We start from the raw sequence: 244 nt of genomic DNA, 5'->3' as shown, positions 1-244 counted from the left end.
CGATCGACACGATCATAACTGCGTCTGCCGCAATCGCAGGCGTATTACTGAAAAAGCAGATCACTGACGGAAGTTTCCGTTTTCCTGCCTGTTCTGTCAGAGGCTTCGCCTTTCTCGCCAAAAACAAATATGCTACGATTCCAAGCAGAAGACCGAGCCAAAACAATGCCCCCGCCGCATATCCGATCTGTGTAAGATCGCCGTTTTTGTCAACGGCAAACGGAATCAGCGCCGGAGTCAGTGC

The 244-nt window shown here is 51.2% G+C and carries 1 protein-coding gene; it reads right to left on the bottom strand.

Annotated features, from left to right (window positions below; genetic code table 11):
* The coding region (locus tag NE619_RS18425) for a hypothetical protein (protein WP_330640876.1) at positions 1-244 on the bottom strand (244 nt) is incomplete at both ends.

The organism is Anaerovorax odorimutans, from assembly GCF_024459955.1.
In the GTDB taxonomy this organism is placed as follows: domain Bacteria; phylum Bacillota; class Clostridia; order Peptostreptococcales; family Anaerovoracaceae; genus Hominibacterium; species Hominibacterium odorimutans_A.
The sequence above is the reverse complement of the archived record's forward strand: the minus strand, read 5'-3'. Positions and strand labels throughout refer to the sequence as shown.